Origin of the sequence: Aestuariivita sp. (assembly GCF_021404545.1) — a bacterium.
Lineage (GTDB): Bacteria > Pseudomonadota > Alphaproteobacteria > Rhodobacterales > Rhodobacteraceae > Aestuariivita.
In genome coordinates, this window is record NZ_JAAWWD010000060.1 from 144,700 (window position 1) to 169,081 (window position 24,382).

Annotated in this window: 21 protein-coding genes; 5 read left to right on the plus strand and 16 right to left on the minus strand. The window is 63.9% G+C overall.

Annotated features, from left to right (window positions below; all coding sequences use genetic code 11):
* Positions 1-4: 4 nt before the first annotated feature.
* Genes HEP69_RS18345 through ftsW form a run of 5 tightly spaced genes read right to left on the minus strand, consistent with a single transcriptional unit; the run spans position 5 to position 4,173 of the window.
* Positions 5-259 carry a DUF2484 family protein gene (locus tag HEP69_RS18345; RefSeq protein ID WP_290559944.1) on the minus strand — a complete coding sequence of 85 codons (255 nt, stop codon included), beginning with the start codon at positions 257-259 and terminating at the stop codon, positions 5-7.
* Positions 256-510 (minus strand): DUF2484 family protein, encoded by a 255-nt coding sequence (locus tag HEP69_RS18350; RefSeq protein ID WP_290559945.1) that lies wholly within the window; start codon positions 508-510, stop codon positions 256-258. Before HEP69_RS18350 ends, HEP69_RS18345 begins: the two co-directional genes overlap by 4 nt.
* On the minus strand, positions 507-1,913 hold the full coding sequence (gene murC / locus HEP69_RS18355) for a UDP-N-acetylmuramate--L-alanine ligase (protein WP_290559946.1): 1,407 nt from the start codon (positions 1,911-1,913) through the stop codon (positions 507-509). Before murC ends, HEP69_RS18350 begins: the two co-directional genes overlap by 4 nt.
* Positions 1,910-3,010, minus strand: coding sequence for an undecaprenyldiphospho-muramoylpentapeptide beta-N-acetylglucosaminyltransferase (gene murG / locus HEP69_RS18360; protein ID WP_290559947.1), 1,101 nt, complete (start codon positions 3,008-3,010; stop codon positions 1,910-1,912). The genes murC and murG overlap by 4 nt, the downstream gene beginning before the upstream one ends.
* Positions 3,007-4,173: a putative lipid II flippase FtsW gene (gene ftsW / locus HEP69_RS18365; protein ID WP_290559948.1), complete on the minus strand. Its 1,167-nt coding sequence runs from the start codon at positions 4,171-4,173 to the stop codon at positions 3,007-3,009. Before ftsW ends, murG begins: the two co-directional genes overlap by 4 nt.
* A 230-nt stretch (positions 4,174-4,403) precedes the next feature.
* Here ftsW and HEP69_RS18370 point away from each other — a divergent pair, with 230 nt between their 5' ends.
* Entirely contained in the window at positions 4,404-5,591 is a 1,188-nt protein-coding gene (locus HEP69_RS18370) for an NAD(P)/FAD-dependent oxidoreductase (RefSeq protein WP_290559949.1), read from the plus strand.
* Between the two features lie 84 nt (positions 5,592-5,675).
* Here the strand turns inward: HEP69_RS18370 and murD are convergent, their stop codons facing one another.
* A complete protein-coding gene (murD, locus tag HEP69_RS18375) occupies positions 5,676-7,076 on the minus strand; it encodes a UDP-N-acetylmuramoyl-L-alanine--D-glutamate ligase (RefSeq protein WP_290559950.1) in 1,401 nt (466 codons plus the stop codon).
* Between the two features lie 361 nt (positions 7,077-7,437).
* On the opposite strand from murD, the gene HEP69_RS18380 reads away from it, so the two are divergent.
* Complete coding sequence (locus HEP69_RS18380) at positions 7,438-7,884, plus strand: NUDIX domain-containing protein (protein WP_290559951.1); 447 nt, start codon at positions 7,438-7,440, stop codon at positions 7,882-7,884.
* 512 nt (positions 7,885-8,396) lie between these two features.
* Here the strand turns inward: HEP69_RS18380 and HEP69_RS18385 are convergent.
* From HEP69_RS18385 to mraZ, 8 genes are all read right to left on the minus strand, one after another.
* Complete coding sequence (locus HEP69_RS18385; protein WP_290559952.1) at positions 8,397-9,050, minus strand: SDR family NAD(P)-dependent oxidoreductase; 654 nt, start codon at positions 9,048-9,050, stop codon at positions 8,397-8,399.
* A gap of 365 nt (positions 9,051-9,415) precedes the next feature.
* On the minus strand, positions 9,416-10,537 hold the full coding sequence (mraY, locus tag HEP69_RS18390) for a phospho-N-acetylmuramoyl-pentapeptide-transferase (RefSeq protein ID WP_290559953.1): 1,122 nt from the start codon (positions 10,535-10,537) through the stop codon (positions 9,416-9,418).
* 12 nt (positions 10,538-10,549) lie between these two features.
* The gene (gene murF, locus HEP69_RS18395) at positions 10,550-12,001 is read right to left on the minus strand and encodes a UDP-N-acetylmuramoyl-tripeptide--D-alanyl-D-alanine ligase (RefSeq protein WP_290559954.1); all 1,452 of its coding nucleotides are present in this window, start codon (positions 11,999-12,001) and stop codon (positions 10,550-10,552) included.
* A complete protein-coding gene (locus HEP69_RS18400) occupies positions 11,998-13,479 on the minus strand; it encodes a UDP-N-acetylmuramoyl-L-alanyl-D-glutamate--2,6-diaminopimelate ligase (protein WP_290559955.1) in 1,482 nt (493 codons plus the stop codon). Before HEP69_RS18400 ends, murF begins: the two co-directional genes overlap by 4 nt.
* 17 nt (positions 13,480-13,496) lie before the next feature.
* Positions 13,497-15,284, minus strand: coding sequence for a penicillin-binding protein 2 (locus HEP69_RS18405; protein ID WP_290559956.1), 1,788 nt, complete (start codon positions 15,282-15,284; stop codon positions 13,497-13,499).
* A complete protein-coding gene (locus HEP69_RS18410; protein WP_290559957.1) occupies positions 15,281-15,637 on the minus strand; it encodes a cell division protein FtsL in 357 nt (118 codons plus the stop codon). The genes HEP69_RS18405 and HEP69_RS18410 overlap by 4 nt, the downstream gene beginning before the upstream one ends.
* Entirely contained in the window at positions 15,634-16,629 is a 996-nt protein-coding gene (gene rsmH, locus HEP69_RS18415; RefSeq protein WP_290559958.1) for a 16S rRNA (cytosine(1402)-N(4))-methyltransferase RsmH, read from the minus strand. Before rsmH ends, HEP69_RS18410 begins: the two co-directional genes overlap by 4 nt.
* Before the next feature lie 4 nt (positions 16,630-16,633).
* Entirely contained in the window at positions 16,634-17,137 is a 504-nt protein-coding gene (gene mraZ / locus HEP69_RS18420) for a division/cell wall cluster transcriptional repressor MraZ (protein ID WP_290559959.1), read from the minus strand.
* A gap of 1,065 nt (positions 17,138-18,202) precedes the next feature.
* Here mraZ and HEP69_RS18425 point away from each other — a divergent pair.
* Positions 18,203-18,418, plus strand: coding sequence for a DUF1127 domain-containing protein (locus HEP69_RS18425; RefSeq protein ID WP_290559960.1), 216 nt, complete (start codon positions 18,203-18,205; stop codon positions 18,416-18,418).
* Positions 18,419-18,671: 253 nt separating this feature from the next.
* Here HEP69_RS18425 and HEP69_RS18430 read toward each other — a convergent pair whose 3' ends face one another.
* On the minus strand, positions 18,672-19,310 hold the full coding sequence (locus tag HEP69_RS18430; protein WP_290559961.1) for a DUF1062 domain-containing protein: 639 nt from the start codon (positions 19,308-19,310) through the stop codon (positions 18,672-18,674).
* 364 nt (positions 19,311-19,674) lie between these two features.
* The gene (locus HEP69_RS18435) at positions 19,675-22,071 is read right to left on the minus strand and encodes a UvrD-helicase domain-containing protein (protein ID WP_290559962.1); all 2,397 of its coding nucleotides are present in this window, start codon (positions 22,069-22,071) and stop codon (positions 19,675-19,677) included.
* 180 nt (positions 22,072-22,251) lie between these two features.
* Here HEP69_RS18435 and HEP69_RS18440 point away from each other — a divergent pair, with 180 nt between their 5' ends.
* On the plus strand, positions 22,252-23,079 hold the full coding sequence (locus HEP69_RS18440; protein ID WP_290559963.1) for a glycosyltransferase: 828 nt from the start codon (positions 22,252-22,254) through the stop codon (positions 23,077-23,079).
* Positions 23,080-23,110: 31 nt separating this feature from the next.
* Complete coding sequence (locus tag HEP69_RS18445) at positions 23,111-24,280, plus strand: alpha-hydroxy acid oxidase (protein ID WP_290559964.1); 1,170 nt, start codon at positions 23,111-23,113, stop codon at positions 24,278-24,280.
* Positions 24,281-24,382 lie beyond the last annotated feature (102 nt).

The window sequence follows — 24,382 nt, forward strand, 5'->3', positions numbered from 1 at the left end:
CGCGTCAGGCGTTGCCGCCCAGCCGCCGCCCGATCCAGCGTGCGGCATAGATCATCGGCCAGCGCAGCAGCGACATGCCCGCCAAAAGGACCAACAGACCGATCCATGGCCCGTTCTCATAGGTGACGTAGCCCAGCAGCGGCACACCCACACCGATCAGCGCATAGGCCCGCCGCCAGTGATTGTCCCGGCTGGGCAGCATCGCCAGCACATTGGCGATCACGGCCCAGAGTGCTGCCAGCACCAGCGAGACCGTCATTCGACCCGCTCCATCGGGTGGCCGCGCCATTTGCGCCACAGATAGCGCAGCGGGTTACGATACATCGACGCAAACCCCAGAACGGCCGGGATCACCCAGATCCAGCCATGTTGCGCCCCCAGCCCCAGGATCACCAGCGGAGCAGCCAGCATCAAAGTGGCGCCAGGGATGTATTGATGGCGCATCGGCAGGAACGCCACGATGGTCGAGGCAATCGCCCAGAGCACAGCGATGGCGATCGACAGGCTCATGCGGCGACCTCGCTCAGGCGGGCGGGCAAGGCATTGGCCCAGGCGCTGATGGTGCCCGCACCAAGGCAGACCACCATGTCGCCGGATCGCGCATGGGTCTGCACCAGCGCCAACAGATCATCTTCGGAGGTGACCGCATGCGCATCGCGGTGGCCATGACGGACCAGCCCGGCCACCAAATCGTCACGCGACGCGCCGGGGATCGGATCCTCTCCGGCGGCGAATACCTCGGCGATGCCGACCACATCGGCCTCGTTGAAACAGGCGCAGAAGTCTTCAAAGAGGCTGGAGAGCCGCGTATAGCGATGCGGCTGATGGACAGCGATCACCCGGCCGGACGTGGCCTGACGGGCGGCCTTCAGGACCGCCGCAATCTCCACCGGGTGGTGGCCGTAATCATCAATGATCGTCACCCCGTCAACTTCGCCCACTTTGGTAAAGCGCCGGTTAACACCGCCGAATTTCGAGAGCGCCTCCCGGATCTCGGCCCCTGTCATGCCCAAATGGCGCGCCACCGCCACCGCCGAGAGCGCGTTGGAGACGTTGTGATCGCCCGGCATCGGCAGCGTGCAGCCCTCGATCACCATCTCGTCATTCTGAAGCGCGATATCGAAATGCGCGACACCCTTTTCATAGCGCAGATTGACCGCGCGCACATCGGCCTGGGCGTTAAAGCCATAGGTCACCACCCGCCGGTCGGTGATCTTGCCCACCAGCGTCTGCACATCCGGATCATCGGTGCAGCAGACCGCCAGCCCGTAGAACGGAATGTTGGAGACGAAATCGACAAACCCCTGGTGCAGGGCCGCTTCGGTCCCCCAATGCTCCATATGCTCGGGGTCGATATTGGTGACGATGGCGATGGTCGCGGGCAGCCGGTTGAAGGTGCCGTCGCTCTCATCGGCCTCCACCACCATCCATTCGCCCCGCCCCATCCGCGCGTTCGAGCCATAGGCGTGGATGATCCCGCCATTCACGACCGTGGGGTCGAAATTGCCCGCATCCAGCAGCGTGGCCACCATCGTCGTGGTGGTGGTCTTGCCATGGGTGCCTGCCACGGCGATATTGGATTTCAGGCGCATCAGCTCGGCCAGCATCTCGGCCCGGCGCACGACGGGCAGACCCTGGCGGCGCGCCTCGTCAAGCTCGGGATTGCCGGGCTTGATGGCAGACGAGATTACCACGACCTCGGCCGCCTCCAGGTTTTCGGCGCGTTGCCCTTCGAAGATCAGCGCGCCCTGCTTGGCCAGCCGGTCGGTGATTTTCGAGCGTTTGAGGTCGGAGCCTTGCACCACATAGCCGTGATTGAGCAACACCTCGGCGATGCCCGACATGCCGATACCGCCGATGCCCACAAAATGAATCGGGCCGACATCTCCGGGAAGTTTGGTGGCAGGGCTCATGCGGCCTCCTTTTCGGCCAGGGTCTCGACCAGATCGGCCAGCTCAATGGCGGCGTTGGGACGTCCCGCCCCCAGCGCGGCCTGGGCCATCTTAAGCGCGGCATCGGGATTGCCCAGAACGGTGGCGATGTGCGCGCTCAGGTTGGCGGGGTCAAGCCGATTCTCGGGGATCAGAATAGCGGCGCCTGCGTCAACCAGCCCGCGCGCATTCGCGGTCTGGTGATCGCCCGCCGCAGCGGCAAAGGGGACCAGGATCGCGGGACGCCCGATGACAGTCAGATCGGCGATGGACGACGCGCCCGCGCGCGAGATTACAAGCTGCGCCTCGCTCATCCGGCGCGGAACGTCCTGAAAGAACGGCCGCACCTCGGCCACGATACCATGTTCGGCGTAAAAGGCGGTGACGCGTTCGGCATCCTCATCGCGGGCCTGATGGCTGACGCGCAGGCCCGCCTGCATCGCTTCGGGCAGATCGGCAATCGCCTGCGGGACAACATCGGAGAGGACCCGCGCCCCCTGACTACCGCCCATCACCAGAAGCTGCATGGGATAAGGGCCCGGCACGATGTAAGGAGAGGCCTGCCGCGCCAGCACCGCAGCGCGCACGGGGTTTCCCAGATGAATGGCATTGGCACCGTTGGGCAATTCTGTCGGCCAGACACCGCAGGCCACCTGATCGACACGAGCGGCAAAAATCTGGTTCACCCGGCCCAGAATGCCGTTTTGCTCATGGATCATGCGCGGAAGCTTGAGAAGCGTTGCCGCCCCCATCGCCGGGATCGACGGATAGCCGCCGAAACCCACCACCACATCCGGGCGGTCTCGGCGCATCGCGCGGGCGGCGCTGACGATGCCCGCCAGGATCCGCGGCAGCACCAGCGCCTTGGCCAGCAGGCCGCCGCGCGCAAAGGTGGCCGACGTGACCTCGGCGATCTCGGTCGAATGCGGAAACCCGCCGGTATAGCGCGCGCCGCGCGCATCGGTCGACAGCTTGACCCGCCAGCCGCGCTGCAACAGCGCCTCGGCCAGAGCCTGCGCGGGGAACATGTGCCCGCCGGTTCCGCCAGCGGCGATCAGGCACAGCGGCTGGCCGCTCACCGGACACGCCCGCGCAGAATGTCGCCAATCTCACCCTGCGGCCTTGTGCGGGTAAAGGCCAGCAGCATGCCCACCGCGATGCCGCCCGCAATCAGCGACGAGCCGCCATAGCTGACGAATGGCAAGGTCATGCCTTTGGCGGGCAACAGCCGCACCGCGACACCCATATTGATCATCGCCTGCACGCCGAACATACAGGCCAGCCCGGCGCCCGCCAGCCGCACGAAGGGATCCCTCTCCCGCATCAGCCGCAACAGCGACCGCACCACGACCGAGGCATAGAGCCCGATAATGATCATCACCAGGATCAGCCCGTATTCCTCGGCCGCCACGGCGATGATGAAATCGGTATGGGCATCGGGAAGCGACCACTTCACCTCCCCCTCGCCCACGCCCACGCCCAAAAGACCGCCTTCGCGGATGGCGTTGGTGGCATATCCCAGCTGGGTGGTGGGGTCGATCTCGGGGTTGAGAAAGCCGTCGATGCGGCGGGCGAAATGTTCCGAATTTGCATAGGCGATCGACCCTGCGACAACCACCATGCCGGCCATAGCCACAAGCAGCAGGATCGGCGCGCCGGCCACGAAATACATCACACCCCAGCCGAACAGAACCAGCGCCGCCTGCCCGAAATCGGGCTGCAACGCCAGCATCAGCACGATGGAGATACACAGCGCGAAGGACCACGCCGTTCCTGGCGGGCCGTTGATCTGCTGGCTGGCCGCGATCATCCAGGCGGCCACGACAACAAAGCCAGGTTTGAGGAACTCAGACGGCTGGATGCTGGCAAATCCCAGCGAATACCAGCGCATCGCCCCCTTGCCGAAATCGGTGCCGAAAAACGGCAGCAGCGCCAGCCCCACAAAGGCCACCAGAAAACCCAGCACCGCCAGACGCCGCACCAGCGTCGGCGACATCATCGAGGTGACGATCATCGCGATCAGTGCCAGCCCGCCAAAGAGCGCCTGACGCTCCACATAGTGAAACGGGTCATGTCCGTTGCGCTCGGCCAGCGGCGGCGAGGCGGCAAAGCCCAGAAGCAACCCGATGGCAAACAGGATCAGGACGCAGGACACAGTCCATTTGTCGATAGTCCGCCACCATTTTGGAAGAATAGGTTCGCCGCCTTGCGCGGGAACCGCTCCATAGACCATTTCCGTCATGGATCACCGCCTGATTTTCTGCCTCTGCCGTCCCGTTTTCGGGATCTGTCGCGGCATTCTAGCGTGAAGCGCGGCACCGCGCCAGCTTAATAGCGGTTCGGGGGGCAATTGGGTCGGATCTTTGCCACCGGTCCACGCGCGACGGCCCAATCAGATATCTATCGGCCTTGTTCAGAGCTGCATGCGTTGAACGGTTGCGCTTGGCGGAAATTCGCGGCAGCACGCGGGCGATGGAATATGACACGATCATTCTGGGGGCCGGCGCTGCGGGCCTGATGTGCGCGGCACATGCCGGCGGGCGCGTCTTGGTCATCGATCACGCCCGCGCGCCCGGAGAGAAGATCCGCATCTCGGGGGGTGGGAGGTGCAACTTTACCAACCTATATGCGGGGCCAGAGAATTTTCTTTCCGGCAACCCGCATTTTGCGAAATCCGCGCTGGCCCGGTACACGCAATGGGATTTTATTGATCTGGTCGACGCCCATGGCATTGCCTGGCATGAAAAGACGTTGGGGCAGCTTTTCTGCGACGGCAAATCGACCCAGATCGTGGCCATGCTGCTGGCCGAGATCGAACGCGCGGGCGCGTCCCTCTGGCTGTCGACACAACTCACCGAACTGACCCACCGCGATGGGCGCTTTGTCCTCAGCGTCCAGAAAGAGGGCACAGCGCACCGGATCAGAGCGCGCAATCTGGTGCTGGCCACGGGCGGCAAATCCATCCCCAAGATGGGCGCCACCGGCTTGGCCTATGATGTCGCCCGACAGTTTGGCCTGGCCGTGACCCAGACCCGACCGGCATTGGTGCCGCTGACCTTTCCCGAGGGCCGCTTTGCAGACCTCTCCGGCGTGTCCCTGCCCGTGCGCGCTCGGACCGCACGCGGCTCTTTTGACGAAGCGATGCTTTTTACCCATCGAGGCCTTTCCGGACCCGCGATTTTGCAAATCTCCTCCTATTGGCAGGAAGGGGAGGCAATCCACGTGCATCTGGCGCCGCAAACCGATCTACTCGCCGCCTTGCGGGAGGCGCGGCAGGCGGCAGGCCGGGTTCAGTTGAAAACCGCCCTTGCGCGTCACCTGCCTGGCCGTCTGGTGGAGTATCTGGCCAATGTGCTGCGGCTGGACGGACGGCTGGCCGATCAATCGGATGCGCGGCTGACCGAGATCTGTGACGCGCTGACCGACTGGTCCCTGACCCCGTCCGGATCCGAAGGATACCGCACCGCCGAAGTGACGCTGGGCGGGATCGCAACGGACGGCTTTTCCTCCTCCTCGATGGAGTGCAAGACCATACCGGGTCTTTATGCAATCGGCGAGGCGATGGATGTCACAGGCTGGCTGGGGGGGTATAATTTCCAGTGGGCCTGGGCATCCGGCCATGCGGCGGGCACGGCCTTGCAATCACCGCGATCCGATTGAGCGCCTGCGGCGCAGTCTTTTTGACGTGTTTGCCTCCGGCGGTCGTATTTATGGGCAAGAAGAAGACATGGTATCGCATGCCCCCTACCCGACCAGCCGCTTGCGCACTTCGGCAATGAAATCATCGCCACGCTCTTCGAAATTGTCATATTGATCGAAGCTTGCCGCAGCCGGAGCCAATAGGACCGTATCACCGGCCTCGGCCTCCTCCATCGCGCGGCCAACGGCTTCGGCCATGGTGGTGCAAACCTCGGCCTCGACATCGAGCCAGAGCGCGAAACCCGCCGCCTCGCGCCCGATCACATAGGCCTTTTTCACCGACGCTTGCGCGCCCTTGAGCTGATCCAGCCCACCTTCCTTTTCCAGCCCGCCGCAAATCCAGCGGATGCTGCCAAACGCGGCAAGCGCCTTGGCGGCGCTGTCGACATTGGTGGCCTTGCTGTCATTGACATAACGCACCCCGTCCCGCTCTGCGATCAGTTGGCTGCGGTGGGGCAACCCGGCAAAGCTGCGGAATGCCGCCTCGATGACCTTGGGCGCAAGACCCAGCGCGCGGGTCGCGGCATAGGCCGCACAGGCGTTCTGGTGGTTATGCGCACCGGGCAGACCCGCGATCCCGCGCAGGTCGATCGAGGCTGTCTGGCGTCCCTTGCGCTGTTCTGACAAAAACCCCTTGCGCGCAAAGACCTGCCAGCCCGGCCCCGTCAGTTTATGCCGAGCCGAGATGCGGATCACCCGGTCATCGCCCGGCGTCTCGGAGAGCTGACCCGCGAGAAACCGGCCTTCGGCCTCATCCACGCCGATCACGGCGCGATCCGGGCCACCTTCGGAGAAAAGGCGGCGCTTGGCCGCGAAATAGCCCCCCATGCCGCCATGCCGGTCCAGATGATCTGGCGTCAGGTTGGTAAAGACCGCCACATCGGGGGTCAGCGCGCGCGCCAGTTCGATCTGATAGCTGGAGAGCTCCAGCACGATCACGGCCCCATCGCCTGGCGGGTCGAGATCCAGAACACCGCGCCCGATATTGCCGGCCAACTGGGCCGAACGACCCGCCTGGGTCAGGATGTGGTGGATCAACGCGGCGGTCGTGGATTTTCCGTTCGATCCGGTCACTGCGATCACCCGCGGCGGGGTTGCGAACCGCTCCCAGTCCTGGGTGGCCAGCGAGCGGAAGAAAAGCCCGATATCGTTATCGACCGGCACACCCGCCTCAAGGGCCGCCGCGATGGCCGGGTTCGGCTGAGGATAGAGATGCGGGATGCCCGGCGAGGTGATCAGGGCCGAGACCCCCTCGAATGCGCCCGGTTTGCGCAGGTCGCGCAATGTGAACCCGTCTGCCTCGGCGCAGGCGCGGGCCTCGGCATTGTCGTCCCAGCAGAGCGGCGTGGCCCCGCCCGCCTCAAGCGCGCGCGCGGCGGAGAGGCCGGTGCGGCCCAGGCCCAGAACGGCCACTTGTTGATCCTGAACGCCTTGGACGGGAATCATGTCTCACCTGTGTTTTGTGCCGCGGCGAGAGTGGCTTCTGCGCTTCGGGGGTGCAAGGTCCGGCTCTGCCCCTGGCGGCGCGGACCCCGAGACCCGCCAGGGCCGCCTCGGCCTTCCGGGCAGGCATATGAGCAGGCATGAGGGCAGGATGTTGCAACCAAATCGGATTTGCCCAACAGACATGTCACCACAGGGCATGACGGCAGGAAGGCTTAGCAGCCAGAAGACTTCAGATATCGCGGGGCTGAAAAGCCCTGCCGAGCGATTTCCCAATCACTCAGAAACGAATGCAGCTCGACAAAGCTGATCAGAGCGGTACGTAGGAGACATGACGATTTGGCGACCGCAACAGAGTATACAAGTGAAAGCGCTTGGCCTTGTTTGGCGAGCTGGCCTGTTGCTTGCGAGTGAAATCTATCGTGATAATGGGAGCGTGAAGGGCGTCAGGCCTCTTGGTGGTGGACTGGAATTCGGTGAATCTTGGCGCGATGCCCTTGTAAGGGAATTCCATGAAGAATTGGGCGTTTCGGTTACGTTAGCGGGAGAACCGCTGGTTCTGGAAAACATCTATACTCATCAGGGTTTTGTTGGGCATGAAGTCACTTTTGTTTCAGATGTGACACTCCCTACCGGAGTTTACCAGGGAGATAGGCCAATTGAGTATCATGAGGACAACGGCGAGAAATGCGTCGCGCGCTGGTTTGATATATCCCAGCTGGACTGCGGCGATTTGGAGCTCTACCCGAGTGGCCTCAAAGCCGTGCTGGAGCGGAGAGCCAAGCCAGTCCAGACACTCATTCAAGGCTGAAGGCGCGCCATACATCCCCTAGCTCTGGCTTTGAAGTGCTGGCTCACCTGCCGGTTCCGCGCGCCCGCGTTCATCATACACTTCCATCCTTGAGGGCCGTCCAGGAGGTGGTCGCCCCGTCTCCTTATTGTCGTTCTTTGCGCTGATGGGTTTGACCTTTGGCGGCGGTGCGGACGTCTCTTGTTCTTCTTTGATATGGGCGTGGACCGCCTTGCGGTACAAGGACCGCGCCCCTCTCTCCAAGCCGTTGCAACCGCAGCGGTCAGGCCCGCGCCATCGAGGGCGGAATGGACCTGGAGCGTGATGCAGGCCATCGGCAACGCGGTATCGGCCCCGTCGGCGCGTGCGATGTTCAGCGGTAGGATCAGAGGGGTGCCACCCTATTGGCGGATCATGGCCAGCGCATGCGGGGCAAGCCCGTGCGCCACATCGCCATCTGGCGTGCAAAGAATGGCCCTTCGGCCCGGATGGGCGCATCCCTCAAAATATCGCCGTGGCGTCGCTGACCGTTCCTACCAGGCAAGCGGCTCGCGGTTGCGGAAAAAGCCCCCCGTGGGACCGTCTTCGGGCAGACGAGCGAGCCAGAGCGCGGTATCGGCCCCCTCCTCCGGCGTGCGCGGCGCGCCCGTGCCGCCCATGCGCGTCTGCACCCAGCCGGGGCACATCGCGTTGACCTTGATACCTTCGGGCAAATCGCGCGGCAGCGCATGGGTCAGCGCATTCAGCGCCGCCTTGGCCACGCCGTAGGCCCCCGGCCCCGCCAGCCCTTGAGAGAACGCGCCCCAATCCGACGAGACATTGACGATGCGCCCCCAGCCCTGCGCCTCCATATGCGGACGGCAGGCGCCGATCAGGTGGTAGGGCCCGTGCAGCATGACCTGCATCGAGGTCTCGAAGCCTTGGGGATCCTCCATCATCGAGCTCTCGATCAGCACACCCGCGTTGTTGACCAGCACGTCGATGCCGCCCGCCTGTGTCAGCGCGGGGCCGAAAGTGCCCGGATCTTCGAGGTCGAGATGCACCCACTCGCAATCGAGCGCTTGGGCCGCCTGACGGCCCGACTTCGGATCCCGCGCCCCAATGATAACGCGGTGATCCGGGGTCAGCCCCTTGGCGATGGCATAGCCGATGCCGCGATTGGCGCCGGTGACGAGAGCGGTTTTCATGCAGGCTCCTTTTGAACAGATGGTGTGGGGCAAGGTAGGGCCCGTGGCAAGCGTGGCGTACCGCCCAGGCTCTGGTCCAGCCCATGTGCTAGGGCATCGGCCTGAAGATCTCCAGCACCAGCGCCAAAGTGCCGGGACCAGCGCCCGAGCCTGGTTGGGGGCAAAGCCCTTCCCCGAGGGGAAGGTCGGGGGCTGTTCGGCGGTGCCGACCGGGCAAGGCGGCAGAGCGGAGCGCGTTTGGATTTTCTGGACGATGCCCTGGCATTGGCGGCAAGGGATCTTTGGTGCCTGGCAAAGCTTCTGCGTGCGCACGCAGTGGGCTGTGCCAACTGCATTTTTGCGCAATGCTGGCTAGTTTGGAGGCGTTACCGAACCTTTAAAGTTGCCAATCCGATCATCGCGAGGATCAGCGATATGATCCAGAAGCGGATCACGATCTGGGGCTCCGCCCAGCCCTTTTTCTCATAGTGGTGATGGATCGGCGCCATCAGGAACACGCGTTTCCCGGTGCGCTTGTAATAGAGCACCTGGATGATGACCGAGAGCGCCTCGACCACGAAGACACCGCCGACGACGGCCAAAACCAGCTCGTGCTTGGTCGCCACCGCGATGGCGCCCAGCGCACCGCCCAGGGCCAAAGACCCGGTGTCGCCCATGAACACGGCGGCCGGCGGGGCGTTGTACCACAAGAACCCTAGGCCACCGCCAAAAAGACCTGCGGTAAAGATCAGGATCTCTCCGGTGCCGGGCACGTAGTGCACGTCGAGATATTCGGTGAAATCGACGCGCCCCACCGCATAGGCGATGATCCCCAGCGTGCCCGCCGCGATCATCACCGGCATGATGGCAAGCCCGTCCAGCCCATCGGTCAGGTTCACCGCATTGGCCGAGCCCACGATCACCAGCATACCGAAGGGGATGAACAAAAGCCCCAGATTGATCAGCACATCCTTGAAGACCGGCAGCGCCAGACGCCCCGCCAGCGCGTCGTAATCGGCCACGCGGGCCGCCAGATCGGCATCGTTGATCGCATGGACCGACATCGCCCAGTAGGTCGCCACCGCTGCAATGGCAAACCCCGCCAGCAGCCGGATCCGGCCAGGAACACCCTTGTGATTGCCCTTGGAAACCTTGGCATAGTCATCCAGGAATCCGATCAGCCCGAAGCTGAGCGTGACAAAGAGCACCAGCCACACGAACGGATTGTCGAGCCGCGCCCAGAGCAGCGTCGAGGTGGCCAGCGCCCCCACGATCAACAGACCGCCCATGGTGGGTGTGCCTGCCTTGGCGAAATGGCCTTCGGGGCCGTCCTCGCGGATCGGCTGACCCTTGCCCTGGCGTTTGCGCAGCACGTTGATCAGCGGCTTGCCAAAGAGAAAGCCAAAGATCAGCGCCGTCATGAATGCTCCGCCCGCGCGGAAGGTGATATAGCGAAAGAGGTTGAAAAAATCCCCCCCGTCCGACAGCGCGGTCAACCAATAGAGCATGCTGGGGTGTCCTTAGTGATTATCGTGTGGCCCATCCGTCTTGGGATCGGGGCCATGACCCATTTTGCGGATCGCGTCAACGACCTGGCCCATCCCGGTGGAGAGCGAAGCCTTGACCAGCACCACATCGCCGCTGTCCAGCCGCGCGCGAATGCGGGCGGCCATCTCCTCGGCCGTGTCGCAATGCAGACCACGTTTGTCCTCGGGCAGCGCATCATAAAGCGCACGCATCAGGGGGCCGGTGCAATGGACCTTGTCGATCTCCGCGATCGCAGGCAGCCCGGCCAACGCGCCATGCATCTCGGCCTCCGCCGGGCCCAGCTCCTTCATATCGCCCAGAACGGCGATGCGGCGCCCCTTGGAGACGCGGCCGGTGCTGTCGCGGGGCGTGCAGGCGGCCAGAACCGCCAATGCCGCCTCCATCGAGGTGGGGTTGGCATTATAGCTGTCGTCAATCAGCGTCAGTGCCAGGTCGTCTTCCACCAGATCGAGCGCAATGGTCTCGCGCACGCCGCGCCCCTTGTAGGGCGCCCAGCGGCCCAGCGACTGCACAGCCAGCGCGAGATCCGCGCGCAGCGCCGCCACACAGGCCAGCGCACCCAGCGCATTCATCGCGAAATGCGTCCCCGGGGTTGCCAGTTTGAACAAAAGCGGATCCTGCCCCGCCAGCGCCTGAACGACGGTGACATCGTCCTGCACGCGGACATCTTCAAGCTTGAAATCAAAGCCATGCCAGCCGAACCCGATATCGCGGGCCTGCACGTCATGGGCTTTGGCCTGAAGGATCGCGGCATGTTCGATATCGTTGTTCAGAACGGCGATACCGTTCGGCATCAGCCCTTCGAGGATCGAGGCCTTTTCGATGGCAATGCCCATGATGTTGTCGAACGCTTCGAGATGGGCGGCGCCCACGGTGGTGATCATGGCCACATGCGGACGTGCCATCCTGGCCAGCGGGGCGATCTCTCCGGGGCTGTTCATGCCGATCTCGATCACCGCATATTCGGTGTCGGCAGGCATCCGCGCCAGCGTCAGCGGCACACCCCAGTGATTGTTATAGGACGCGACCGAGGCATGGGTGCGGCCCTGATCGCCAAGCATGGCGGCCATCATCTCTTTGGTGGAGGTCTTGCCGACACTGCCGGTGATCGCGACGACCTGCGCCTGGGTGCGGGCGCGGCCCGCGCGACCGAGTTCTTCCAGCGCGGTCTGGACATCCTCCACGATCAAAAGCGGTGCATCCTCCGCAACCCCCTCGGGGATCCGCGAGACCATGGCCGCCCCGGCCCCGGCACGCAGCGCATCGGCCACGAAGTCATGGCCGTCGCGCGCCGCCGTGAGGGCCACAAACAGCTCTCCAGCTTTGATCGTGCGGGTGTCGATGGAGATCCCCGTGACCTCCCAATCGCCGCGCGCCTCGCCTGCCGTTGCAGCGGCGGCGTCCTGTGATGTCCAAAGGCTCATGCGATCCCCCCATCCAAAGCGGCCACCGCGACGCTGGCCTGTTCGGCATCGTCAAAGGGCAGCACATCGTCCCCCACGATCTGGCCGGTCTCATGCCCCTTGCCCGCGATCAGCAGCGCATCGCCCGGCTGCAACGCATCGACCCCGCGCAGGATCGCCTCGGCCCGGTCGCCGACCTCGACCGCGTCGGGCGCACCTGTCAGAACGGCGGCGCGGATCGTGCCGGGATCCTCGCTGCGCGGGTTGTCGTCGGTGACAAAGACGATGTCGGCGTGTTCATGCGCGGCCTGCCCCATCAGCGGGCGCTTGCCCCGGTCGCGGTCGCCGCCCGCGCCGACAACAACCACGAGACGGCCCAGCACATGCGGCCGCAGCGCCTTGAGCGCCGTGGCCACCGCATCAGGCGTATGGGAGTAATCCACATAGACCGCGGCACCATTGGCCCGCGTCGCCGCAAGCTGCATCCGGCCCCGGACAGTGGTCAGATGCGGCAGGGTCTCGAACACCCGGTCGGGCGGCGCCCCGGCGGCGATCACCAGACCGCAGGCCAGCAAGATGTTTTCCGCCTGAAACCCGCCGATTAGGTTCAGCCGCGCCATATGCGGCGCGCCCTGATAGGCAAAGCGCAAATCCTGCCCTGTGGCGTCAAAGCGTTGGCCCATCAGCGTCAGATCGCCCGGACCGCGCCCGACGGTCAGGATGCTTTGGCCGCGCGCGGCGGCAATCGCGCGCATCGGCGCGCCCTTGGGATCGTCGAGATTGATCACCGCGATGCCATCTTCGGGCAGAACCCGGCGAAACAGCCCCGCCTTGGCGGCGAAATAGGCCTCGAACGTCTCGTGATAATCAAGGTGGTCCTGGCTGAGATTGGAAAACCCGGCGGCCACCAGCTGCACCGCATCCAGCCGCCGCTGGTCGAGCCCGTGGCTGGAGGCTTCCATCGCCACATGGGTGATGCCCTGCTGCGCGGCCTCCGCCAGGACACGGTGCAGCGTGATCGGCTCGGGCGTGGTGTGGGCCAGCGGTTTGGTCCAGGCGCCCTCGACCCCGGTGGTGCCCAGATTGACCCCGGCATAGCCCAGCTCGATCCAGATCTGGCGCACGAAGGTGGTGATCGAGGTTTTGCCATTGGTGCCCGTCACGGCCACGATGGTGGGCGGCTGGGCCCCGAACCACAGGGCAGCGGTAAAGGCCAAGGTCTGGCGGGGATCCTCGCTGATGACAAGGGCCGCGTCACTGCGTGCAAGCTCGGCTTCGGCGATCCGGGCACCCGGGGCATCGGTCAGGATCGCCGCTGCGCCCTGGCGCAGGGCATATTGTATGAACTCACCGCCATGGACACGGCTGCCGGGAAGGGCAGCGAAAAGGTAGCCATCCTTGACTGCGCGGCTGTCCACGGCCAGCCCGGTAATCTCGGGATCGCGGCCGCCTTGCGCGGTCAGGGCCAGTTGGCTGAGTGTCTGTGCCGGTCTGCCCATCTCTGCCCCCCGCGCCTCTAGTTGGATGTGAGCGTTATACCAGTGGGCGCCAGAGGCTCAACCTGGGGCCTGAGGCCCAGCAGCGGCGCGATGCGCCCGATCATTTCGGCGGCCACCGGCACGGCGGTCCACCCCGCCGACCGGCGCGGACGGTCGCCTGAGGTCTCCGCCGGCTCATCCAGGGTGACGATCAGCACATATTTGGGATCGTCGGCCGGAAAGATCGAGGCGAAAGTGGCGATCACCTTGTCATCGTAATACCCGCCACCCCGGGGACGGGGCTTGTCGGCCGTTCCGGTCTTGCCGCCCAGCGCATAGCTGGGCATACGCGCGAAACTGGCGGTGCCATCGGTGACCACCTTGCGCAACATCCGGCTGGCGGCGTCGGCCGCGCGTGGCGAGAGCACACGTGGGCCATATTGCGGACCGGTCTGCCTGAGGATCGTCGGGCTGACATAATGCCCGCCATTGGCTATCGCGGCATAGCCTGCGGCCAGATGCATCGGCGTGGTCGAGATGCCATGCCCGTAGGAGATGGTGACGGTGCTCAGCTCTCCCCAGCGGTCGGGATAGAGCGGCTGACCACCGGCGGCTTCGACAATCTCGAACGGCGTGGGATCGAGCATGCCCAGATGCTCCAGAAACGCCTTTTGCCGTTCGCCACCGATTTCCAGCGCCATGCGACCCGTGCCCCGGTTGGAGCTGTGAACGATCACATCCGCGACGCTCATCTTGCCATAGTTCTTTTGGCGGAACTCCCCGATGGGAAATCCACCGATGCGCATCGGGCCGGACGCGTCGATAATGGTGTCCGGCGTGACCAGCCCCAGATCGACCGCCTGGGCGGCGGCAAAGATCTTGAAGGTCGAGCCCAGTTCATAAACCCCCTGCACGGCGCGATTAAAGAGCGGGCTGTCGGCAGGCTCGCCTTCGGTGGGCGGGCGTGGACGGTCATTGGGATCGAAATCCGGCAATGACACGACCGAAATCACCTCGCCGGTATGCACATCCATCAGGATCGAGGTGGCCCCTTTCGCATTGAGCAGCCTCATACCCCCCCGAAGCACACGTTCGGCGGCGGCCTGAATGGTCAGATCCAGCGAGAGCTGAAGCGGTTTGCCGCCATTTCCGGGATCGCGCAGGAACTGGTCGAACTGTTTCTCGACGCCTGCAACGCCGATCACTTCGGCAGCACTCACGCCCTCTTTGCCAAAGGACGCGCCGCCCAGCACATGCGCGGCCAGCCGACCGTTGGGATAAAGCCGCATCTCCCGCGGACCAAAAAGCAGTCCGGGTTCGCCCAGATCATGCACGGCCTGTTTCTGTTCCGGGCTGATCTTGCGTTTGACCCAGACGAACTTGCGGCTGCCGGTGAACTGGCCGAGCAGGCGCTCGCGGTCGAGATCGGGGAAAATCTCGGCCAGTTTTTCGGCCGCACCCTCGCGGTCAATCATCTGTTGAGGTTGAGCATAGAGCGCGTGGGTCTCGAAATTCGTGGCCAGGATGCGGCCCTTGCGATCCACGATATCGGCGCGCTGGGCTGCGATCTGGGCACCGGGGGCCTGGGCACGCGGCTCCATCGGTTCGGTGGACGCAACAAAGCCCATGCGCGCGCCGATCACGATGTAAGCGCATAAAAAGCACAAGCCCAGAACCAGAAGACGGCTTTCGGCGCGGCTTCGGGCGCGGTCCTGCATCTGTTCGTGGCGCAGGCGAATGTTCTCACGCTCGATGGCATCGGGGTTCTCGCCCTTGGCGCGGGCCTCAAGAACCCGCGCGAGCGGACGCAGGGGGGTGCGGATCATGGGTCGGTCTCCCCGGATTGGCCGCGGTTCATCACCTCGACCGGGTCGGTAATGGGCAACGGGGCGGGCGGCGGGAACGCCACCTCATCCACCCGCCCGAACTGATCGGCGCGCAGCGGCAAAAGACCCAGACGGTCGAAATTGATATCCGCCAGTTCGCGCAGCCTGTCGGGCCGGTTGAGATAGGCCCACTCGGCGCGCAACATATTAAGCCGCGCATGCGACTGGCCGATCTGGCGTTGCAGTGTCTGCAATTCATCCAGCGCCGCCTGGGTCTTGTAATTCTCGCGGTAGGCCCAGAAAGCCAGGCCGATGACCGCAAGGGCGGTCAACATATACATCAGGGTTCTCATCGCCGGGACACCTCCAGCACGGGCATGCCAATGGATTTGGGATCAATCGGGCCTGGCGCGGCGTCGGTGCGGATCCCGACACGCAGCTTGGCCGAGCGGGCGCGCGGGTTCTCGGCCAGCTCCTGCGGATCGGGGCCGATGGCCTTGCGCGATTTGAGGGTGAACTGAGGCGCCACCTCCTCGGCCAGAGGCGCATAGCGGTTGGCCCGCCCCGCCGTGCCCGCGCGGGCCTGGAAAAAGCGTTTGACCATCCGGTCTTCAATCGAGTGAAAGGTGACGACCGCCAGCTTGCCACCCGGTTTCAGCGCACGTTCGGCCGCCATAAGCCCCTCAAACAGCTCCCCGTATTCGTCGTTCACCGCGATACGCAGAGCCTGGAAACTGCGCGTGGCCGGGTGGCTTTGGCCTGGCTTGGGACGTGGCAGACAGCCCTCGACGATCTCCGCCAGCCGGAGCGTTGTCGTGACCGGCGCCTCTGCCCGCGCACGGGTAATGGCGCGCGCGATACGGCGGCTGGCACGCTCTTCGCCATAGTGAAACAGGATGTCGGCGAGGGTCTCTTCGGAGCTTTGCGCGATCAGATCGGCGGCGGAGGGTCCCTGCTGGCTCATCCGCATGTCGAGGGGGCCATCCTTCATGAAGGAAAAGCCGCGATCCGCCTCATCCAACTGCATTGACGACACGCCCAGATCCAGAACCACACCGTCAAGGTCCGATCCATATGCGTCGAGTGTCGAGAACACGCCCTGCCGCATCACCAGCCGGTCGCCATATTGGCCCGCCCAGGCAGCCGCCATCTCAAAGGCAAGCGGATCGCGATCCACCGCGATCACCCGCGCGGCCCCCGCATCGAGCAGCGCGCGGGTATAGCCCCCCGCGCCGAAGGTGCCATCAAGCCATACGCCGGTGACAGGTGCGACCGCCGCGATCAGCGGGCGCAGCAGGACGGGGATATGGGGGACGGGATCGTCGAGGCGCTCTGCCGCCGCCATCGCCTCAACCCCCTCCGACGCCGTCGAGATAGATGAGTGGATCCACATCGTCGGGCAACTCGTCAAGCCAGGCCTCGGTCCGGGCCAGCTCCTCCTGTTCATAGGTTTCCGGCTTCCAGATCTGGAACGTGTCGCCTGCGGCAATGAAGAAGGCCTCATCCTCCAGCCCGATTTTCTGGCGCAGTTTGGCCGTCAGCACCAGCCGCCCGGTCTCATCGACAGAGGTCGGCAAGGATTGGCCCTGAAACAGTTTTTGCAGCATTTTGCGTTCGTTCGAGCCGCGCGGCAGGCGGTCGATCTTTTCGTCCAGCTCATCAATGGCCTGCATGGTGTAGCATTCCAGATAGCTGCGGCGATGATCGCCATAAACAATGACCAGTTCGGGGTTCTTGCCGGTTTCCCAGTTCGGGTCCGACGCTTCGAGGACACGGCGAAACGTGGCCGGGATAGACACCCTGCCCTTGCCATCCACCTTGTGGTGGCTTTCGCCTCTGAACCTTTTTGCCAAGGTCCCTGTCCCTTTCGCGCCCCCGCACCGTGTTGCCCCCGAAAATGAAAACGACGGGTTGATCAGCTGCCATTGATCAACCCGCCGCCCTCGTCCCGCCTTGCGGGTTGTCCAGCTGCGCGCGCCACCTGGGGGGATGTCTGCTCGCCCGCGCGCCGGATCTCTGTGTCTGATGAAGAGCGGCTGCCTGTATGAAACCTTGTTTTTGAGTTTGGGGTCGTTTGGTGCCCCGTGTGCCTCGTCCTCATCCGATGCAACAGGGATGCCATGGGAATTCATGGAAATCAACAAGAATTTGTGGGAATTTTGCGATCACCTCTTAGAAGGCGAGATTGATAATAGGCAGATTGCGCTCGAATTTGGAGAGATCACCTCACAAATTGCGATTGCTTTCATCCCGACCACTATATATTGATCACATGCGCTGAGGCTGAACCGTCCCACGAAATCCCGTATATTTTGCACGAATGGTCAACTCCGGGCAGGAATTGGAGTCCTCGCGGCTGTTTTCGCACCAAACACGGCAGATTCACCCGTGATTCGCATCCGGAATTGATGGGAACGCCCGTGATCGCCCATGCGGTCCCGCCGGTCCCACGAATTCCCGTGTCTTACGGGCCCGCGCGATGCTCGCGTGACAGACCGCTATCCATCGTGCTGATCCAATAGGATGCAGGCCAACGCGCCCGCCGATCCGGCGGCATCTCTCCTCCCCGCTGCCCGGCACGGCGCCAGTGCCGCGCGCCTTGAGAGAGTCGACGCCTGGGCCGCAGATCTGCGCCTTAACCATTGCGCCCGACTCGCTGCGGGCGCATCGCCGCCGCGCCCGGTTGGTCAGCAGATCGCCCATCGGGACCGCCAGACGCCTCTTTAAAAGGCGTTCGGACTGCCGCCTGAGAAGGGGGCCGCCCGGTTGCCCGCAAACAAAGCCGCCCGATGAAAAAAGATGCACCCAATCCATGCATTTTCTGCATAGCAGCATTTCTCATGTAGGTATTGTGCAGCCGCAGCATGATCCTATTCTCTAACCCAACGAGACGACACGCAACCAGATGGAGTGGCACGATGACAACGCTGACCCAGATTTTGCAGATCACGCCCAAGGGCGAGACGCGTCTGGTGGCGTTTGTTGCGGCCAAGCGGACCCAGTTCGCCCGGTGGCGGCTGTATCGTCGGACGCTTGCCGAGATATCGGCGTTGTCAAACCGCGAGCTGGCCGATCTTGGTCTGCATCGGTCAGAATTGAAACGTGTGGCCTGGCAGGCCGCACTTGAGAGTTAAACGGGATCAGGCCCCATCTCCTCCTCCCTTGGGGTCTGTAATCTGCGGCGGCATCGCTTCTCCTCCCTAGATGCCGCCGCACTTTTTATTCAGTCGGGCTCGCCCGACACGAGACAGGCACCGGGGCCTCTCCTCCTCCCTGGTTTCGGTGTCCTTGACGCGCATCGCCCTCTCCTCCTCCCTCGGGTTGGTGCGCAGATGAAGCGGCGGCCCCACCTCCCTGGGGTCGCCGTTTCTCTTTTCTGGCGCCGCGCTAGGCGGGTCCCGGACAAAGCACACGCGTGAGATGGTCTCGATGCGCGCGGTGCAGATCCCGCGCGACAAAAGCGACCCATGTATCGCCGGTCAGAGCGTGGCGCAGGCCCTTCGCTCCTTTCGGCGTTCTAAGCCCTCCGGTCCGAACCATCGCGCGCAACCCCGCACGGCTCAGCGCCACCTCCCGCGCCAACAGCCGGTCCAGACGGCAGCCCGTGGGGCATGGAACGCGCAGGTCGAGGTGCAGAATGCTCCAGTCCCGCGACGGCCCGTCTGCCACGCTGCGCTGCACTGTTACCTCGGCGCTGGTCTCGATCCGGTCGCAGTGACGTCTCAGGACGCTGAGGTCATTCGCGTGACGCCACACCCAGGCAGGGGCGCTCAGATGCATTGCGTCAAGCTCCTGCGATGCGAGATCGGATAGGGTCACCCTCTCATAAACCGGGCAGTTCCAGGTGCGATCGCAAGTTGTGCATTTATAGATGAGCCAGGCATCGAGCTTGCGGCCATTGGCGTTCAGCCTCACCTTGCCGCTGGGATGGAAGGGGCGGGTCGTCCCGCAGGTCGCGCAGTGACGCAGGGGGCCGGGTGGGGTTGTGGGCTGGATAACCCAGATTTGTCGGAAAGCTCCGGTCATGGAGGTCAGATCCTTGGAACGGACGTGAGCCGGAGCGACAGCAGAGAGCACCAAAACGGCGCTTGGCATGGCAATACAAAACGAGAATGCGCGCGATCAGGACGACCTGTGCGAAAGGCATCTGATGAAGGATTGCCAAACCGGTCTCGACCCGATCACCCGGCGCACGAAAAAGGCGCGCCCGGGCGCAAAGCCTGCGGGCGCAATCGTGGGGTTACGTCAGAGACCGGGTATTACGATGGCAAATCAGGACCCTCGGATGGCTGTTACGCGTGGCCGGGTTTGTGCCGGATTTGCGCAAACCTGGCAAGGGTGGGCGCTGCATGGAGGCAGAGCGCAATAGATTGACCCGATAGCCTGCATGCTAGAACGGGATATCGTCGCTGGCCGAAACATAGGAGGCCACGACCTTTTTAGTGCCCGCCTTCTCAAATGCGATCTCCAGCTTGTCGCCTTCGATCCCGGTGACGGCGCCATAGCCAAATTTCTGGTGAAACACGCGCTCGCCCACGGTAAAGGCCGACATGGCGGTGGCGTCAATCACGGTATTGCGCGTCTCGCGCGGTTGCGACAGGCCACGTTCGCCCGCGCGCGCCTGAAGGCGGCGCCAGCCGGGCGAGTTATAGACATTTGCCTCGGCAGCCTTTTCGTGCAGATCCGATCGCAGGGGCGGTGCCGCCGCACCGTACCCGCCACCATAAAGCCCGGGCGGGGTCAGCACCTCCACATGGTCTTCGGGCAGCTCGTCGATAAACCGCGAAGGCAATTGGGATTGCCATTGGCCAAACACCCGGCGATTGCCCGCAAACGAGATGGTGCACACCTCCTCGGCGCGGGTGATGCCCACATAGGCCAGGCGGCGCTCCTCCTCCAGCCCCTTGATGCCGCTTTCATCCATGGAGCGTTGCGAGGGAAAGAGCCCGTCTTCCCACCCCGGCAGGAACACGGCGGGAAACTCCAGACCCTTGGCCGCGTGCAGCGTCATGACCGACACCTTCTCATCCGCGTCGGTCTTGTCGTTGTCCATCACCAGCGCGATGTGTTCGAGAAAGCCTTGCAGATTCTCGAACTGTTCCAGCGCCTTGACCAATTCCTTGAGATTTTCCAGCCGCCCCGGCGCTTCGGGGGTTTTCTCAGCCTGCCAGTGGCCGGTATAGCCGCTCTCATCGAGGATCACCTCGGCCAGCTCCACATGGGTCACGTCCGTGTCGCCGGTCATCCGGCCCCAGCGGGCGATATCGTCGACAAGGCGGGCCAGTTCGGTGCCGCCCTTGCCCTTGATCAACCCGCCCTGGACGGCCAGCCGCGCGCCTTCCACCAGGCTCACGCCATTGGCGCGCGCGGTGCGCTGGATGGTCTGTTGCGCCTTGTCGCCAAGGCCGCGCTTGGGAGTGTTCACGATCCGCTCGAATGCGAGATCGTCCTCGGGCGAGGTCACGACGCGGAAATAGGCCATGGCATCGCGGATCTCCATCCGTTCATAGAACCGCGGCCCCCCGATCACGCGGTAGGGCAGCCCGATGGTCAGAAACCGGTCTTCGAACGCGCGCATCTGATGCGAGGCGCGCACCAGGATCGCCATCTGGTTGAGGCCGATAGGACGCATGCCACGGGTGCCGGTCTGCATCGCCTCGATCTCTTCTCCGATCCAGCGGGCCTCTTCCTCGCCGTCCCAATGGCCGATCAGACGGAGCTTCTCGCCTTCCTGCGCGTCGGTCCACAGCTCCTTGCCCAGACGCCCCTCATTGCCCCGGATCACGCCGGACGCGGCAGCCAGAATATGCGGGGTGGAGCGGTAATTCTGCTCCAGCCGAACCACATGGGCGCCTGGGAAGTCCTTTTCAAAGCGCAGGATATTGCCCACCTCGGCACCGCGCCAGCCATAGATCGACTGATCGTCATCGCCCACGCAGCAGATATTCCTGTGCTGGGCCGCCAGCAGGCGCAGCCACATATATTGCGCGACATTGGTGTCCTGATACTCGTCCACCAGGATATAGCGGAACCAGCGCCGGTATTGGTCCAACACGTCCTCATGCGTCTGAAAGATCGTGAGCATATGCAGCAGCAGATCACCGAAATCGACGGCGTTCAGCTCAATCAGGCGACGCTGGTACTGGGCGTAAAGCTCAACGCCCTTGTTGTTATAGGCCCCCGCATCGGCGGCGGGCACCTTGTCGGGGGTCAGCGCGCGGTTCTTCCAGCCATCGATGATGGAGGCCAGTTGCCGCGCGGGCCAGCGTTTGTCATCAATGCCCGAAGCGGCAACAAGCTGTTTCAAAAGGCGCAGCTGATCGTCGGTATCGAGGATGGTGAAATTGGATTTCAGGTGGATGCGATCGCCGGTGCCGGTGATCAGATCGCCCTGCGGTTCCACCCCGATCAGTTCGGCGTGGCGGCGCAGCAGCTTGACGCAGATCGCATGAAAGGTGCCCAGCCAGGGCATGCCTTCGACCGCCTGGCCCAGCATCGCCCCCACACGCTCCTTCATCTCGCGCGCGGCCTTGTTGGTAAAGGTCACCGCCAGGATCTCATTGGGGCGCGCGGCCCCGGTGGAGAGCAGATGCACAATCCGCGCGGTCAGCGCGCGGGTCTTGCCGGTGCCCGCGCCTGCCAGCATCAGAACCGGCCCGTCACGCCGCTCAACCGCCTCGCGTTGGGCAGGGTTCAACCCGTCCAGGTACGAGGCCGGTCGCGCGCCCATCGCACGGGCCGACAGCGAGGCCCCTTCAAAGGCGTCCATGTCATCGTAACTGCTCATACGCATGATCCTACCCGCAGCGCGGCCCAAGGAAAAGCCGCAAGTTCGCCAATTGTTCCGATCCGGGTATCCATCGTTCGACAAGCCATGCAACAACCACCTCGCAAGGTCTTGCCGGGTCGATCCGGCCTGCGATACCGTCTGCCAAATCCGATCGCCAAATCCAAGGTACAAGACACCATGAAACCCGGCCTGCAAATCCTCTTTCAGACGCGGTATTCGTTTTTTGGCCTGTCCGGGTGGCGGTCTCAAGACAGTCAGGACATGGCGCGGCTGTTTGACCCTGCGCGGTTGGCACAGCGGTTCGATCTGTTCCAGAGGCTGAACCTCGCCTCTCTGCGCGATCAGACGGATGCCGATTTCAAGCTGGTGCTGCTGACCTCGACCGAACTGCCCGAGGACCATGCGCGACTGGTAACCGAGGCGTGTCACGACATGATCGGGGAGGAGCGGACCCATATCATTGCCCGCCCGCCAGGCCGAGCGGGCGCCTGGTTGCAAAAACACATCTCGCGCAAGCTCAATGATATCAGCCATTCCGCGCAGATCGTTCTGGACGACGACGACGCGGTGTCGGCCGATTTCGTGGCGCTTTGCCGGGCTGAGGCCGGCTTTGCCCTGTCCCGTCTGCGCCCGGATCAAGAGGCGGCCTATCTGTCGTTCGCCGACGGGCTAACGGGGCTTTTTCGCGAGGACGGTGGGGTGGATCTGGCCCCACGGTCAGCCCCTTTCACCAATCTGGGGCTGACTCTGGTGGCGCCGACAGCGACCCGGAAAAACCCCTATCTGCTTGCGCACAAGAAGGTCGCGCGCAGGCATCAGGTTCGGGTTCTGCACGATCAGCGGCCCTTCTATATCCGCGCGGTTCATGACACCAATGACAGCCGCGCCCAATATCGCGACGAAATCCTGGGGGCCGATGCGATCAAGGCCGCGCTGCCCTATTTCCCGCTGCTGATGGATCTCGATCTGATCAAGCTGCGCGACAGCAACACCGCCGTCGCATGACCAAACACATAGCCCAAGAAGGGCCGTCGTAATGGATCTGCATGCGAGATATCCTGCGCTCGTTGATCTGAAAAGGCGCGCGCGGGCGCGGCTGCCGCGGTTTGTTTGGGAGTATCTCGACAGCGGAACCGGGCGGGAGGCGACCAAGGCGCGCAACCGGGCAGCTTTGGACCGGGTGGGATTGATGCCGTCAATCCTGCACGGGCCGTTCAAGCCGGATCTGTCGGTGCGGTTTCTGGACCGGCAAATGGCCGTCCCGTTCGGCATGGCGCCGGTGGGCATGTCCGGCCTGATCTGGCCGGACGCCGAAGGGCATCTGGCCCGGACGGCCGCGCGGCACGGGCTGCCCTATGCGCTGTCGACCGTGGCGAGCCAGAGCCCCGAAGACCTGGAGCCGCATTTGGGTGAGCATGCCTGGTTTCAGCTTTATCCGCCCAGGGATGAAGAGATCCGGCGCGATATGCTGGCCCGTGCGCGCGCGGCCGGGTTCGCAACGCTGGTCCTGACGGTGGATGTGCCCGTCGCGTCGCGCCGCGAGCGCCAGACCAGGTCGGGCCTGACCCAGCCACCGCGCCTGACACCGCGGCTCTTGGCGCAGTCGGCCATGCGGCCTGCCTGGGCGCTGGGCATGGCCCGGCGCGGGATGCCGCATATGCGGATGCTGGACGCCTACAGCTCTGCTGGGGGTCGTAACCTGTCGCCCACGGCGCATGTGGGATACCTGCTGCGCACAGCGCCCGATTGGGAGTATGTGCGGTGGCTGCGCGATGCCTGGCACGGGCCGTTCATCGTCAAGGGCGTGCTGCGGGCCGAGGATTGTCCCGGCTTGGCCAGAATAGGCGTCGATGCGATCTGGGTGTCGAACCATGCCGGGCGGCAATTTGATGGGGCCCCCGCAACGATCAAGCTATTGCCCGCGATCCGGGCGGCAACTGATTTGCCGATTGTTTTTGACAGCGGGGTGGAAGGCGGGCTGGATATCCTCCGGGCGCTCGCACTGGGGGCGGATTTCGTGATGCTCGGCCGCGCCTGGCATTTCGCGCTGGCGGCATTGGGCCCCAGGGGTCCGGATCATCTGCATGAGATGCTGACCCGGGATCTGGTGGCCAATATGGGTCAGCTGGGATGGCGTGATCTGGGTGATCGGCGATCGCGGCCTGAACCGCTGGATCTGGGCGATGCGCCGCGCCCCAAATTCTGACGCAGAATATGGGGCAGATTTTGACACAAAATCTGACGCGCTACTGCCGACGCGGCACCCCAGAAACTGCATCAGTTTCTGGCCAGATTTTGCGTCAAAATC

What these genes read in the sequence shown, in the direction of transcription:
- HEP69_RS18345 (WP_290559944.1), bottom strand. Translation starts at nt 259, where the DNA reads ATGACGGTCTCGCTGGTGCTGGCAGCACTCTGGGCCGTGATCGCCAAT.
- HEP69_RS18350 (WP_290559945.1), bottom strand. Translation starts at nt 510, where the DNA reads ATGAGCCTGTCGATCGCCATCGCTGTGCTCTGGGCGATTGCCTCGACC.
- murC (WP_290559946.1), bottom strand. Translation starts at nt 1,913, where the DNA reads ATGAGCCCTGCCACCAAACTTCCCGGAGATGTCGGCCCGATTCATTTT.
- ftsW (WP_290559948.1), bottom strand. Translation starts at nt 4,173, where the DNA reads ATGACGGAAATGGTCTATGGAGCGGTTCCCGCGCAAGGCGGCGAACCT.
- HEP69_RS18370 (WP_290559949.1), top strand. Translation starts at nt 4,404, where the DNA reads ATGGAATATGACACGATCATTCTGGGGGCCGGCGCTGCGGGCCTGATG.
- murD (WP_290559950.1), bottom strand. Translation starts at nt 7,076, where the DNA reads ATGATTCCCGTCCAAGGCGTTCAGGATCAACAAGTGGCCGTTCTGGGC.
- HEP69_RS18385 (WP_290559952.1), bottom strand. Translation starts at nt 9,050, where the DNA reads ATGAAAACCGCTCTCGTCACCGGCGCCAATCGCGGCATCGGCTATGCC.
- mraY (WP_290559953.1), bottom strand. Translation starts at nt 10,537, where the DNA reads ATGCTCTATTGGTTGACCGCGCTGTCGGACGGGGGGGATTTTTTCAAC.
- murF (WP_290559954.1), bottom strand. Translation starts at nt 12,001, where the DNA reads ATGAGCCTTTGGACATCACAGGACGCCGCCGCTGCAACGGCAGGCGAG.
- HEP69_RS18400 (WP_290559955.1), bottom strand. Translation starts at nt 13,479, where the DNA reads ATGGGCAGACCGGCACAGACACTCAGCCAACTGGCCCTGACCGCGCAA.
- HEP69_RS18405 (WP_290559956.1), bottom strand. Translation starts at nt 15,284, where the DNA reads ATGATCCGCACCCCCCTGCGTCCGCTCGCGCGGGTTCTTGAGGCCCGC.
- HEP69_RS18410 (WP_290559957.1), bottom strand. Translation starts at nt 15,637, where the DNA reads ATGAGAACCCTGATGTATATGTTGACCGCCCTTGCGGTCATCGGCCTG.
- rsmH (WP_290559958.1), bottom strand. Translation starts at nt 16,629, where the DNA reads ATGGCGGCGGCAGAGCGCCTCGACGATCCCGTCCCCCATATCCCCGTC.
- HEP69_RS18425 (WP_290559960.1), top strand. Translation starts at nt 18,203, where the DNA reads ATGACAACGCTGACCCAGATTTTGCAGATCACGCCCAAGGGCGAGACG.
- HEP69_RS18430 (WP_290559961.1), bottom strand. Translation starts at nt 19,310, where the DNA reads ATGACCGGAGCTTTCCGACAAATCTGGGTTATCCAGCCCACAACCCCA.
- HEP69_RS18435 (WP_290559962.1), bottom strand. Translation starts at nt 22,071, where the DNA reads ATGAGCAGTTACGATGACATGGACGCCTTTGAAGGGGCCTCGCTGTCG.
- HEP69_RS18440 (WP_290559963.1), top strand. Translation starts at nt 22,252, where the DNA reads ATGAAACCCGGCCTGCAAATCCTCTTTCAGACGCGGTATTCGTTTTTT.
- HEP69_RS18445 (WP_290559964.1), top strand. Translation starts at nt 23,111, where the DNA reads ATGGATCTGCATGCGAGATATCCTGCGCTCGTTGATCTGAAAAGGCGC.